The sequence below is a fragment of the Paenibacillus sp. J5C2022 genome (assembly GCF_025567625.1).
Lineage (GTDB): Bacteria > Bacillota > Bacilli > Paenibacillales > Paenibacillaceae > Pristimantibacillus.
The window spans coordinates 80,288-93,685 of the sequence record NZ_JAOQJC010000029.1; the positions used below are offsets into that span (position 1 = coordinate 80,288).

11 protein-coding genes are annotated in these 13,398 nt (G+C 48.7%); all 11 read left to right on the forward strand.

Features of this window, described 5'->3' with window-relative positions:
* Nucleotides 1-2 precede the first annotated feature (2 nt).
* The 11 genes from M6D81_RS21395 (at nucleotide 3) to M6D81_RS21445 (ending at nucleotide 12,731) form a co-directional block, all read left to right on the forward strand.
* The gene (locus M6D81_RS21395) at nucleotides 3-683 is read left to right on the forward strand and encodes a PIG-L deacetylase family protein (RefSeq protein ID WP_262679070.1); all 681 of its coding nucleotides are present in this window, start codon (nucleotides 3-5) and stop codon (nucleotides 681-683) included.
* A gap of 12 nt (nucleotides 684-695) precedes the next feature.
* Nucleotides 696-1,901 carry a M24 family metallopeptidase gene (locus M6D81_RS21400; protein WP_262679071.1) on the forward strand — a complete coding sequence of 402 codons (1,206 nt, stop codon included), beginning with the start codon at nucleotides 696-698 and terminating at the stop codon, nucleotides 1,899-1,901.
* 29 nt (nucleotides 1,902-1,930) lie between these two features.
* The gene (locus M6D81_RS21405; protein WP_262679072.1) at nucleotides 1,931-3,829 is read left to right on the forward strand and encodes a hypothetical protein; all 1,899 of its coding nucleotides are present in this window, start codon (nucleotides 1,931-1,933) and stop codon (nucleotides 3,827-3,829) included.
* Nucleotides 3,830-3,930: 101 nt separating this feature from the next.
* Nucleotides 3,931-4,917 (forward strand): zinc-dependent alcohol dehydrogenase, encoded by a 987-nt coding sequence (locus M6D81_RS21410; protein ID WP_262679073.1) that lies wholly within the window; start codon nucleotides 3,931-3,933, stop codon nucleotides 4,915-4,917.
* Nucleotides 4,918-5,021: 104 nt separating this feature from the next.
* Nucleotides 5,022-5,723, forward strand: a complete 702-nt coding sequence (locus M6D81_RS21415; RefSeq protein WP_262679074.1) for a GntR family transcriptional regulator — start codon at nucleotides 5,022-5,024, stop codon at nucleotides 5,721-5,723.
* Between the two features lie 11 nt (nucleotides 5,724-5,734).
* The gene (locus M6D81_RS21420; RefSeq protein ID WP_262679075.1) at nucleotides 5,735-6,922 is read left to right on the forward strand and encodes a M20 family metallopeptidase; all 1,188 of its coding nucleotides are present in this window, start codon (nucleotides 5,735-5,737) and stop codon (nucleotides 6,920-6,922) included.
* Nucleotides 6,919-7,308, forward strand: coding sequence for a RidA family protein (locus M6D81_RS21425; RefSeq protein WP_262679076.1), 390 nt, complete (start codon nucleotides 6,919-6,921; stop codon nucleotides 7,306-7,308). Before M6D81_RS21420 ends, M6D81_RS21425 begins: the two co-directional genes overlap by 4 nt.
* 23 nt (nucleotides 7,309-7,331) lie before the next feature.
* Nucleotides 7,332-8,048, forward strand: coding sequence for an MBL fold metallo-hydrolase (locus tag M6D81_RS21430; RefSeq protein ID WP_262679077.1), 717 nt, complete (start codon nucleotides 7,332-7,334; stop codon nucleotides 8,046-8,048).
* A gap of 17 nt (nucleotides 8,049-8,065) precedes the next feature.
* Nucleotides 8,066-9,073: a Gfo/Idh/MocA family protein gene (locus M6D81_RS21435; protein ID WP_262679078.1), complete on the forward strand. Its 1,008-nt coding sequence runs from the start codon at nucleotides 8,066-8,068 to the stop codon at nucleotides 9,071-9,073.
* A gap of 40 nt (nucleotides 9,074-9,113) precedes the next feature.
* Nucleotides 9,114-11,813, forward strand: coding sequence for a hypothetical protein (locus M6D81_RS21440; RefSeq protein ID WP_262679079.1), 2,700 nt, complete (start codon nucleotides 9,114-9,116; stop codon nucleotides 11,811-11,813).
* A gap of 21 nt (nucleotides 11,814-11,834) precedes the next feature.
* Nucleotides 11,835-12,731, forward strand: a complete 897-nt coding sequence (locus tag M6D81_RS21445) for a fumarylacetoacetate hydrolase family protein (RefSeq protein ID WP_262679080.1) — start codon at nucleotides 11,835-11,837, stop codon at nucleotides 12,729-12,731.
* Nucleotides 12,732-13,398 lie beyond the last annotated feature (667 nt).

The window sequence follows — 13,398 nt, forward strand, 5'->3', positions numbered from 1 at the left end:
ACATGTTAAATATTGAACGAGCGCTTGTCATATGCGCGCACCCGGATGACGAAGTGCTGGGACTCGGCGGAACGATCAAACGAATGACCGCTGCTGGTATTGAAGTTAATGTTGTCATGTTTGCTAACGGTAATGAGGGTTACCCTACTCTTGCAGAAAAAGACAGCATCGTAGAAACGAGACGGAATGAGAGAGAGACAGTACAGAAAATTTTAGGCATTTCTCATTTTGAAGCTTACGACTACGGCGATTACGCCATTCCGGCAAACGAGGTTACCTATAAAATCTGTATGAAGGCGATCCGCGCATATCGGCCTCAAGCCGTTTTTACCCACTACTGGAGAGAATACAACACGCATAAGGCTGTAGCTTCAATTGCGACCGACGCATTCTGGCAAGCGGGCTGGACGTGCTCGCTCGAACTCGGAGATCCGTGGAAGCCGGAAGCGTTATACTACTTTGAAGTGATCGAGTTGCTTCACCAAATTACGCATATCGTTGATATATCGGATACTTTGGAAGCGAAACTGGAAGCAATGAAAGCCTACGCTTCCCAATGTTCCGTCGTTCCGGGAGCGCTTCGTCAACTGGAAGGGAAAGCGTTTATGCGTGGCGCGCAAGCCGGAGTAAATTACGGAGAAGCTTTTTTGAAAAATACGGACAGACCTGAAATCATCCTTTAGGAGGAACGAAACATGATCAAAATTTCCCATAAAGAATTTAAGGATCGAATAAACCGGATGAAAGATCAAATGAAACGAGAGCAGTTCGACTTGCTCATTATTTACGGAGACGAATATCGCCGTGAGAATTTACGGTATGTTAGCAATTTCTGGCCGTTGTTCGAACGCGGGGCGCTTGTTGTCCCTTACGAAGGAGAGCCAATTTTACTGGCAGCCCCTGAAGGGGAGAATGTCTGCAAGGAAATGAGCGCTTGGCCGAATATATCTTTAATTCCGGATTTCGCATGCGTAACGGTACCTGATGATATCGAATATCCCCATGCCAACTATACGAGTTTCGGAAGCTTATTTGCCGATATCCAGCAAAAGACGTTCTTACGCAAGGTTGGTATTGTCGGTGCTGACGCCATGGCACGTCAAGTGTATGCGGCGATTGTGGACGGACTCGCTGGATGTGAGGTGTCGGATGCTAATGCGATTTTATTCGAAAGCCGCCTTTTGAAATCGGAAAATGAAATCGCGTGTTTGAAAGAAGCGGCAAGAATAGCCGATGTCGGATATAAAGCGCTGATGGCAGCCGCTGAAGTTGGCAAAAGCGAGCTGGAGCTATCCGCTGCCGCGCATCAAGCAGCTTTTGAAGCAGGCGCTGAAGCCGTGCCGTTTTGTCTCGTATCGAGCGGGAAACGGGTGGAAACCATTATCGGAAGAGCGACCGGTAAAAGGATTGAAGACGGCGACATGGTCATGGCTGCCCTCGCTATTCAATATGAAGGATATATCGCAACTATTAATTTCCCATTTGTTGTGGGGACTATATCCGAACGACAGCGGCAGTTTATCGATCTGCTGCTTGAAGCGAACGACATTGCTATATCCAAACTACGGCCTGGAGGCAAACAGTCGGAGCTTGTGAAGGCAGTGAAAGAACATTTCCGCAATCGAAACGTATCTCAATATGATTTATATCCGCCGCTGCATGGCTGCGGCGTCGCGGAAGCCGAGTCTCCTTATCCGAATGAAAGTACGGAAGGCGTATTCGCTCCTGGAATGACAGTAAATACCGATATTAGTTTATTTGGACATCCCGATGGCTCCAACCGAATTGAAGAATGTTTTGTCATTACGAAGGACGGTTATGAGCGGATGTCGCGACTTGTCGGAGAACTCAGCAGGCAATGGAAGGAAACCGGAAACATTGATCCGGCGATCGTGCAATAACTCGAAGGAAGCGAAGGTGATCGAGGTTTATGTCGATGAACACACATTTCGAGAAATGGCTGTGGATCGAATTAATCGGATTCGATAACCAATTGCCGGATTATGGCGTTGAGGATTTTTTGAGCCGTGTAGGCTTTCATCCTGAGGGGTTATCTATTCTTTTTTTTACTCCTGACTTTATTCATGCCCATCAAGGGATGAAGCGGGAATGGGCTCTTCCGCCCGAATGCTGTTCCTATGCAGGGCGTCCCTATGGTCGGGAGCGGATGAGGCAAGTATGGACCAATTTCCAGTTGCATGGGCTTGTTAAGGAACTGCAACGACAGCGGGTTGAAGTTTATTGCAGCTTCTTTAATCTGTTTGAGTATATATCCGAAGGGCAGATCTTAGCCAGCGAATGGTGCGATGATCATCGCTATCTGTGTGAGCTTCGCAAGAATGGCGAATATTACGGTTCATTGAATCCGCTAAGGAGATTCAAGGATGGATCTTATTATGAAGATCTTTTTATTGAGAAGCTGAGTGAGACGTTGTCTGATTACGGCTTCGACGGATACCATGGTTCGGATGGCTATACCAGTCCACGAATCACTCTTGCGGACGCTGATTATTCCGATGATATGGTCGGACAATTCAGAGAGACACTTTCACCGGATATGGCCAATCTTATTGCGCCTTTATGCGAAGGGCATCCGGATCAGTTGAAGCAGCGCGCTGAATGGATATGGGAAAACATGCGGGAGCAATGGATTGGATTTTATTCCGATCGTTGGGAACAGCTGTGGAGGAAAATCGTTAACTCCATGCATACCGAAGGACGCAAAGTGTTGTTTAATACCGCGTGGACAAGGGATCCGTTCGAAGCGTTATACCGATACGGAGTTGATTATAAGCGCATCGCAAATACAGGGATAGACGGATTTGTTGTGGAAACGGTGATCTCCTCGTTATCGATTGGCGCGGCTGGAGTGGAGATGGAGCCTTACTACGATTTTATGGCCATGTTATTGACGATTAAAGCATATGTCCCCGAGGCGAGGCTGATCTGCCTAAACTCTATTCACGATACGACTGAAAGATGGGATGCCCTTCGTCATGCGCCTACAGTGATTGAACGAGATATTTATTCACTAAGCAACTTGTTTGTTGTGGATGAGAGGGGGGAATTGGCGCGTTGTTCATCCGGTTTTGTCGCCTGTTTGTCGGATGGGATTGAGAAGCATGAGTGGCAATGGATCGACAAGCGTTGGGAACTCGGTTTTGAAGCGAACCCCAAGCAATGGAGGGGTGCCTGTCTGGTTTGGTCGGATCGCGCATTTGAGCGGCAATTAAACGATTATATCGGAGGAAGGGGCTGGACGGCACATAAATTCGTCCATGAACTATCCTCCAGAGGCGTTCCGCTTTACGCCGCCGTTCGTATTGAACAGTTGCATCTCATTAACGGTCCAATCGTTGTGGTTAATCCGCATCTATTCCCTGAGGAAGAACTGGCAGCCATTATGAGTTACGACAAAGGGGCCCGGTTTTTACTAGGATCGGAGCCGGATGCCTACTCAAACGCGGGGGAGGATGTTACGTCTCGAGATCCGTCTTCTTGGCTAGATCCGCTGCCTGTACGCGAAATATCAATGGCCTATCTGCAAAGCATAGTGGATCAGATCATTGAAAGTTCGGACACACCGGCAATACAAAGTGGAAAAGGCGAGTTCAAGATCATGGCTTATGAAACGGATGCAGGCTGCAGCAGAGTGTTCATCTACAACGAGAATATGAACTACGCTTCCGCCACTATCGATTGGGGGCGGACCATTCGTAAGGTTATTATAAAAAATGACTTCCCAGGGGTTCCTATTACTCCTGAAGACAGCGGATTTCAAGTGCGAGTTCCTGGTCGCGGCATAGTCATCCTTGATGTTTATCTATAATTCTGACTGGAATCCTATCATACAATCCCTATTCTATTATTCATGTTCATAAGATTGGAGGTTCGCAAATGAAAGCATTAGTATGGAGCGCGGCGGAGGAAATGATCTGGGAGGATCGGGAGCGTCCCATACCCGAGGATGGAGAACTCCTTGTGCGTATAGAGGCCGTGGGCATTTGCGGGTCGGAAATTGAAGGTTATTTGGGCCATAACAGTTTGCGCAAGCCGCCATTAATTATGGGGCATGAATTTTGCGGCATCATAGAGCAGGTTGGAAATAAGGAGAACGACGTTTTAATCGGCAGGAAAATCGTTGTTAATCCGCTGATTTTCTGTGGACAATGCGATCGTTGTCGCCAAGGATCCACTCAACTTTGCGAAAGTAGAAAAATTATAGGCATTCATATGCCGGGAGCATTCGCGCGATGGGCTATTGTTCCTGTTGCGGCCGCAATCGAGGTCCCTGAGTCGATGAATTCATTTCGCGCCGCGCTTGCAGAACCGCTTGCTTGTTCGCTTCGGGCGACTCGAAGAGCGATGGATCGACATGCCTTCGCCAATGTTGTTGTGATTGGAGCAGGCGGCATCGGATTGCTCTGCGCCAAGATAGCGAAGCTGCTTGGCGCGTCAAAGGTCATGATTGTAGATACGAACCCGGAAAGATTAAAGATGTGTCGCGCTATCGGGATGGAGGAAACGGCTAATGCTAGGGAGGATAACCTGGAAGAACGGACGAAGCAAACATTTGGTTCCAAGGGAATCGATGTCGTTATCGATGCCGCCGGTTTCCAGACAACTAGAGAATCGGCCATAAAACTTCTTAATCCCGGCGGAACCTTTATGAATATTGGTCTGGGCATAGAGGAAACGGTATTGCCGATTAACTATTTGATCCGCCATGAGATTGAGCTTCTGGGATCCTTCTGCTATTCGCGTCAGGATTTTCAGGACGCGGTAGATTTGTTGGTTGCCGGGAGAATAACCGAGACTGGCTGGACCGAAATTCGTTCGCTTGCTGACGGCTATGAGGCGTTTGCGCAATTGGTTGCAGGCAAGGTGACAAACGGGAAAATTTTGATGAAGCCGTAACGAAGCTCCCTTTTTCATCGTGTAAGTTCCTATTCTGCTTTTTATATATAAGGTATAATGCAACATATAGGATATAAATATCGATGGAAAGCAGGGACTAAAGAATGAAGGAACCGATCACAAAACGAACGTTTTTGGAAAAACAAAGCATGAGCGTAGATTTGGCAGAATATATTAAGCAGCAAATATTGGATGGTGAGCTTAATCCTGGTGATCGAATAGTAGAGACTAAAGTTGCAAAAGATCTCGGGATTAGCCAGACGCCGGTTCGCGAGGCGATTCGTCAGTTATCAGGGGAAGGTATTATTACCATTGTGCCAAACAAGGGGCCGATGGTGCGGACATTTGATATGAAGGATATTTTCGAGGTGTATTCGCTTCGTTCCATGCTTGAAGGGTTGGCCATTCGATTGGCAGTCCAACTGGCAACCGACGAAGAAATTGAGGCAATGTCACAGTTCTTTGAAGAGATGAAGAGAAAGATGGCGGATGATTCTGTTGATTCACTGCTCCAGGAATCTGTAGAGCTTCATCAAAGCATTATCCGCTTGTCTAATCATTCCCGGCTAAGCGCAAGCTATGATTCCATCACGTTTCATATTTCGCTTGCCGGCCGAATATTAGGAAGAGTGTCTACGAAGCAGAAGGAAGTGGATCAGCACGCCGAATTAATTGACGCGCTTGTGCGTCGCGATCCGGACTTTGCTGAGGAAGTGATGCGTAAACATATTCTTCGATCTTTTAATGAGTTCAAGGATTTACAAGAATCCAAGGATTGGGATTATCATAACATCAATTGGTTGTAGGAGTGAAGCATGTGGATAGATCGGCGGTTGAAGGCGCGGCGCACCCAGCCGTACGAATTTTGGAACAATTGCTGTGCATTCAAAGTGTTAATCCGCATTACAGCAAGGATGCCCGGGGAGAGCGGGACGTTGCCGAATATATCGAAGCACGTCTGCTCAAGGCGGGGCTGAAGGTAACGAGGCAGCCTGTTGCCGATGGGCGTGACAATATTATCGCAGAAATTCGGGTTGGTAGACCCGATGCAGCGCTGCTGTTTGAAGCTCACATGGATACCGTATCACTCGGCGGCATGAAGAATGCATTAGTGCCTACTCATCGCGATGGGCGATTATATGGAAGGGGAGCCTGTGACACAAAGGGAGCTTTGGCGGGTATGATCCATATGATGGAACGCTGCGCGCGCCATCCGGAGTCTCTTCATGCCGATCTTATCTTCTGCGCTTCAGTCGATGAGGAGTATGCATTCCAGGGCCTTACTGCATTTATGTCCTTGGATATTCCCATCTCGGGCGCCGTTGTCGGCGAGCCGACGGAGCTTGGCATTGTAGTGGAGCATAAGGGATGTGCCCGGTTTGCCGTTCAGACCAATGGCAAGGCAGCGCACAGCTCGGCTCCACACAGAGGCGATAATGCCATATATGCCATGATGGATGTTGTCCGTCATATACGGGAGCGGGTAGAGCCGGGTCTGGCTGAGGTTGCTAGTCCATTGTGCGGAAGTCCAACGATCGTTGTCAGTACGATCAGCGGCGGCAGTCAGATCAATATCGTTCCGGAGCTGTGCGAAGTGCGCATTGATCGTCGTATCGTGCCAGGTGAATCGCCGGAGCAAGTGTTATCCGAATTTGAACGGGAGTTAAGAGCAGAACTTAACGATATCCAGTTAACCGTAGAACCGTTGCTGCTGGATCCTGCGTTGAACACTTCCCATAAGGCGTCGATTGTACGTTTTGCGCAGATGGTTGCCGAAGAGCTTGGCACGAATCAAACCTTGCGTGGGGTATCCTACGGCAGCAACGCAAGCAAGCTTCAGTCTTGGAAAGGCATTCCTTCTATCGTCTTTGGTCCAGGCTCGATAGAACAGGCACATACGGACGAAGAATGGGTTCCCGTCTCCGATGTTGAGCTGGCGGCAGAGTTTTATTATCAATTGGCTTGCAAGTACAATGGGAATCAGAAGGGATTGAGGGAGCTTTGAAAAAAGAAATCATACAAACGAATAAAGCGCCGAAACCGAGCGGCTCTTATTCTCAAGCCGTAAAGCTGGGGGATTTGGTTTATGTGGCGGGCACTTGCCCGTTTGATCTTGCAACAGGAGAGGTGCTGTACCCTGGGGATATGAAGCGGCAGACAAGCGTCGTGCTTCAATATATGGAGGAAATTTTGCAGGCTGCCGGAACCTCGCTCCATAACGTCGTCAAAGTGACGTCCTTTATCGACGACTTGAATGCGTTCCAGACGTACAATCGCGTTTATGAGGCTTTTTTCAAAGAAGAGCCGCCAGCCCGCAGCACGATTGAAGTCGGAAAATTCCCCCCTGGCATGTGCGTAGAAATCGAATGTATCGCCTATGTAGCATTATGATAAAGCTCGAGGATGGGATTTATTTGGTAGGGAGCGGCAAATACGGCGCGCAAACTAGCAATACCATGGATTGCAACGTCTATCTGTTGGACTGCGGTGACGGGGAATATGCGCTTATTGACGCAGGGGGCGGAATAAATCCAGAGCGAATTGTAGGGAATATCGAACGCATCGGTATCGCTGCCGACAAAATCAACTATTTGCTGCTGACGCACGGTCATGGCGATCATGCGGGCGGAGCTGCTTATTTCCACACGAGGTTCGGGATGCAGGTTATTTCTTCACAAGACGTTAGTAATTGGCTCGCCAATGGAGAACTGGAGAAGCTAAGCGTTCCTCCCGCCATTCGGGCGGGTGTATACCCGGAAGATTACACAATCCCTTCTTGTCCAGTTGCTCGAGGCGTTAGGGAAAACGATAAGATCGAGATAGGAAAAGTTGCGCTTATGGTGCTGGATACGCCTGGTCACGCTCAGGGCCATGTGTCCTATCTGCTTGAACGCGATGGAAGGAGGCTGCTATTCAGCGGGGATTCGATCTTCGCCGGTGGGAAGGTAGTTATTCAAAATACGTGGGATTGCGTCATTCCCGAATACGCGGCCACGGTTGCCAAGCTGCATTCGCTTCGTATCGATGCTTTGTTTCCCGGTCATGGTACATTCCTGTTGACTGAAGCATGGAAACATATCGAGAAAGCGTATGTTTGCTTCGAGCGCTTGGATGTGCCTCCGAATTTGTAGATGGGGAGAGAGAGCGAATGAACAAAGTGAAAGTGGGTATTCTCGGATTGGGAAGATGGGGAATGTGCCATCTGGAAGCCTTTAGCGCGCTCGGGCAAGCGGAGGTTGTGGCCATTTGCGATCGTTCGCCGGAGAGGCTGGAACAAGCGGGAAAAACGTATGGTATTAAGCGGCTATATTACGATGAGAATGATTTGCTTCAGGACGCTAGTATTGATTTGATCAGTGTCGTAACCTTTGAAAGTCAGCATTTGGAACCCGCCTTGAAAGCGCTTCAATACGGCAAGCATGTGCTTGTCGAGAAGCCGGTAACGACTCGGCCGGAAGAAGCTCTGAAGATGCAAGCGGCTGCTGCTGCAAGCGGCCGCTTGATTTTGCCGGGGCATCTGCTTCGTTTCGATCCCCGTTATGCGGCGATCAAAGATGCGATTCAGAGCAACCAGGTCGGAACTCCTGTCAGCATGTATATGAAGCGATCCCGCGAGCGTTATTTGTTTGAAACCTTTAAGCGGGTGCATACCGTGTTTGAACTGATGATTCATGATATCGACTTGGCTATTTGGTACGCCGGCTCCCGTGTTGTTAAGGTAAAAGCATATGGTAGAACGTTATCCGGGGCAACCTCTCCTGAAGTGCTATGGGCAAACCTGGAATTCGAAAACGGCGCGATTGCCGTTTTGCACAGCAATTGGCTGACGCCAGACAAGGCGGGCATTGAAATCGCAGATGCGATTGAAGTGATCGGTCTAAGCGGCATCGCGCATTTCGAAACAAGCCAGTCTGGCTTGCATATATGGAGCGGAGAAGGTAGACAAACGCCCGATATGAATATTCACGTTAAGCTTCACGGGGCAACGGTAGGGAGCTTGCGTGAACAATTGACCTATATTTGCCGATGTATTGCATCTGGCGAGGATCCAGCCGTTATCTCATTTGCCGATGCGGTTCATGGAATTGAAGTTGCCAATGTGATCGTCGCTTCATGCGAGACGGGATGCGAAGTTATGGTAGGAAAGATGGAATAATAAGGTCGACTCTAACTTATACGATGAAACGGAGTGGATTGTGATTTTACATATAGAGGATAGTCCAAATCATCCATCGATCCAATTGCCGCATTTCCCAACGCGCATGCAGGCTGTTATTTGGCGTAACTGGGGCTTGGTGCCTCTGACCAACATAGCAAAAGTACTCGGCGCTACCGAAGCTCAAATTACGGAAGTCGCTGCCGAACTTGGACTTGAGGAGCAGCAAGTCAACAACGAGACCAAATGGCTGGAAAGAGGATATATTACGATTATCCGCGCTAACTGGCATCTGCTTCCCGTCCAGCAATTGCTGCAATTGCTGGAATGGACGGAAGAGAAGCTTGCTTTCACATTGAAAGAGGATGATTTCCTATGGATAAAGCTAGGAAGCGTGAAGCCTTGGACCGAGACGGTGCGCTATAAGGAGCTTACGTTGGAGGAGCGGGATTGGACTCGATGGATAAAAGAAACGATTGCAGAGAAGTTCGGGAAACAGAAAGAAAATGAAGCAGCCGATTTCGGACGGCGCGAACAGCCTTTCGATTTTTTGAATCAATATAAACAAGCAGTTGCGAGCGTCCGAATTCCATTTCGCAAACCGCTTTCGGGCGAGGTGAGTCTGAAAGCGCCTTGGATGATAATGTTGCCGTACGAGACTGCTTTGCTTCAATCGGCTTCGGAACGATTCGTTAGGGAACATGAACAAATATGGGGAAGCAAGTGGATGATTAGCGAGGATGCGGGGTCAGCACATGCCGCAGATGAAGGGGAGGACTCCTCTGAAAAAAACATCATGCGCATTTCGATTGTTCCTGATGATACCCGTTTAGCGGAAAGCCATACGATCTCGGTAACGCCGACCAATATCTCAATTATCGCCGTTGATGAAGTCGGTGCGATGCGGGGGCTGCAATGGCTTTCAAAGCAGATGAGCCAAAGCGGGTTGCCTTATATCGTGACAGGAGAGTACCGGCGCGACTCGAAATTCGAAACACGCATTATTTATTCTTATGGCGCTCTATTTGGTGATCCGCTGCTGGAGCCTGAACTGGATCCTTATCCTGACGAGCTGCTTGAGAGACTGTCCGACATGGGTATCAACGGAGTTTGGCTGCAAAGCGTGCTATATAGCCTAGTACCGTGGGAGGCGGCTCCCCAGTTATCCGTCGGTTGGGAGAAACGAATCGATGGATTGCGCAATCTTGTGCAACGAGCAGAAAAATATGGAATAGGTGTATTTCTATACTGCAACGAGCCCAGGTCTATGCTTGAAGCCTTTTTCGCAGACAAGCCGGATTGGAAGGGGCATACAGAGGATGATGGCCAAGCGATGCTATGCACCTCCCATCCGGATGTCCAAAAATTGCTCAGCGGCGCTATATCAAGGCTGTTTAGCGAGGTGCCCGAATTAGCGGGACTGATCACCATTACGATGTCGGAAAATTGGACGCACTGTTATTCACGAGCTGTCGGAGGAAGGACGAATTGTCCACGCTGCAGCTTGAGGACATCTGGTGAAGTGACTGCTGAGGTCAACCGTCTTATTGCGGAAGGCGTATTCAGAGAAAAACCCGATGCGCGAATTTTGTGTTGGACATGGGGGTGGAGCGGGCACTGGGGGTGGTCGGAGGGCGACTATTCCAGAGCAATCGAAGCGCTCCCGGATAACGTTTTTGTCATGTGTACAAGCGAGGAAGCGTTACCAACGAATATTGCCGGAATTCCGAATCAGGTGATTGATTATTCAATGTCCAACGTTGGTCCGGGCGAGAAGGCTCAGCGTATGTGGCGGATGGCGAAAGAGCGAGGGCTGAGGGGGGCGGCGAAGGTGCAATTCAACAATACTTGGGAATGTTCAGCGGTTCCCTTTCTGCCTGTCTTTCCATTGCTGGAAGAACATCTCGCAAATTTGAAGGAATCAGGAGTCAGCGCATTGATGCTGAGCTGGACGCTTGGTAGTTATCCTTCGCTCAATTTGGAGCTTGCAGCCGAATATTATTGGGAAACCGATACAAAAGTCGAGGGTGGCGACAAGAAGGGAGTCCAGAACCTGCTTCAAGGCAAATTCGGCAGAGCGGCAGGTCAAAAGATAGGTGATGCGTCGATCGCTTTCAGCCGGGCATTCCGTGAATTTCCTTTTGATTTGAACGTATTGTATGTCGCGCCGCAAAATTACGGGCCCGCAAACCTGCTGCATCTTGAGCCGACCGGCAATACGGCATCCATGTTAGGATTTCCGTACGATGACCTCGAGGGTTGGCGAGGCAATTACCCGAAACCCGTATTCGCAAGGCAGTTCAAGAAGCTGTCAGAAGGCTGGAAGGAGGGGGTTCGATTGCTGGAAAAGGCACGAAAGCTGACGCCTGCGGAAGCAAAGAACGACTTCGCAAACCTGATGACTGCAGCTAACGCAGCTTATCTACATTTCTACAGCACTTATTTGCAAATCTCGTTTATAATGGCTCGCAACCAATACCTGACTTCGAAACGCGATGAAATGAAACTTAGGAACTGTCGCAAGCTCATGGACATCGTTCAAAAAGAAAGTGATAATGTTCGACAGCTCTATCATCTTGTCATTAGCGATTCCAAAGTTGGATTTGAAGCAAGCAATCAGTATTATTATACGGTTCAGGATTTGAAAGAAAAGGAGCTGAACTGCAGGTTCATTATGGAACGGCTGCGGAAGGCGGAGGGAAAAATGTTAACTGATAAAGAGAAGCCTATCATGCTGTAAAAATAAGGTGGAGGAAAAAAGATGAAACTGATTACATTTGTGAAGGAAGATCGATTATGTTTAGGCGTTCGGACGGACATGGGGGTGTTGGATGTTGAATTGGCAGCCCATCATTTGTCGGACAGTTATGTGCCTAACACCATTCTAGAAGTGATAGAAGATGGTGCAAAGGCTATTGAGGCGTTGAATAAACTGGTTGATAGGACTTTAACCGCTAAGGAGACGATAGCGTGTTGGTTGAATGAAGCGAATCTTCAGCTCGGACCCTGTGTCACGAATCCGGGCAAAATCATATGCGTGGGTCTTAACTATCGCAAGCATGCAGAGGAAACCAATCTCCCCGTGCCGGAGCATCCTGTCCTCTTTAACAAGTTCAGCAACGCGCTTGCTGCGGATGGAGAGGATATCGTCATTCCGAAAGTGACGACGAAGGTGGATTATGAAGCCGAGCTTGTTATCGTCATCGGAAAAAAAGCGAAATACGTGTCCAAGGAGGAAGCGCTTGGTGTTGTGTTTGGCTATTGCAACGCAAACGATGTGTCAGCGCGCGATTTGCAATTGCGGACTCAGCAATGGCTGCTTGGCAAGACATGCGACGGCTTTTCTCCTATTGGGCCCTATCTGGTAACTGCAGATGAAGTAGGGAATCCCAATCAATTAGCAATCAGATCGATCGTGAATGGAGAAGTCCGGCAAAATTCCAATACAAGCGATATGATATTTTATTGCGACGAGATTATAAGCTACATTTCGCAGCACTTTACACTGTTGCCCGGAGATATGATATTGACCGGAACACCGGAAGGCGTTGTGATGGGTTATCCACCAGAGCTGCAGGTTTACCTGAAAGAAGGAGATAACGTTACGATTGAAATTGAAAAACTAGGCTCATTAACCAATCGATTTGTTGCGGAATGAATAAATAGTGGATTCTACAGGTACCGGATGCGATGATTCGTACGTTCGAATCGGTGAGAGGCCTATGCGTTTGTGCATAGGCCTGCTCGTTTTGTGCGATTATCCCCCCTTCGTTTTAATGATGTTGTCATTAACGATCCGTTCAATTATGCGGCTATTCAGACGGCAATCGAGCGTATGATTTCGACTTTCTGGGGATGACGACGGACGATATTCATAACGTGAATCATCATCTGATACACTTCATTTCGCTTGACCGGATTACGCTTGCGGGTCCAATGATATCGATAGGTATTGTATACTATCAATTAGCTCGTCACGGAGGGCGTTATGGCCAGCACTGGGCGAGAACGGCGCTAACGACCTAGGGAATCGTCGTTTTTTCCAGTTTCTTTCTGTATGTGGGCTACGGCTACTTCGAGCCGCTGTACGCTCTTGCCGCGGCCGCGCTCCTTCCGTTGTTTATTCTGTCGATGAGAGGGAACGTCGATCGCCCGAACCGCAAGGCTGTTAATCTGCACATTGAACGATGTCAACCCGAAGCTAATGTCTCTCATCGCTCATGATCGAGCGGGCTTCGGAGGCGCGTTATTATGTGACGCGCTTGCGCTTTGCCCGAACCCCCCCTTGCGGGGATACAAGTGCAAAAATACACCATGTGTAACCA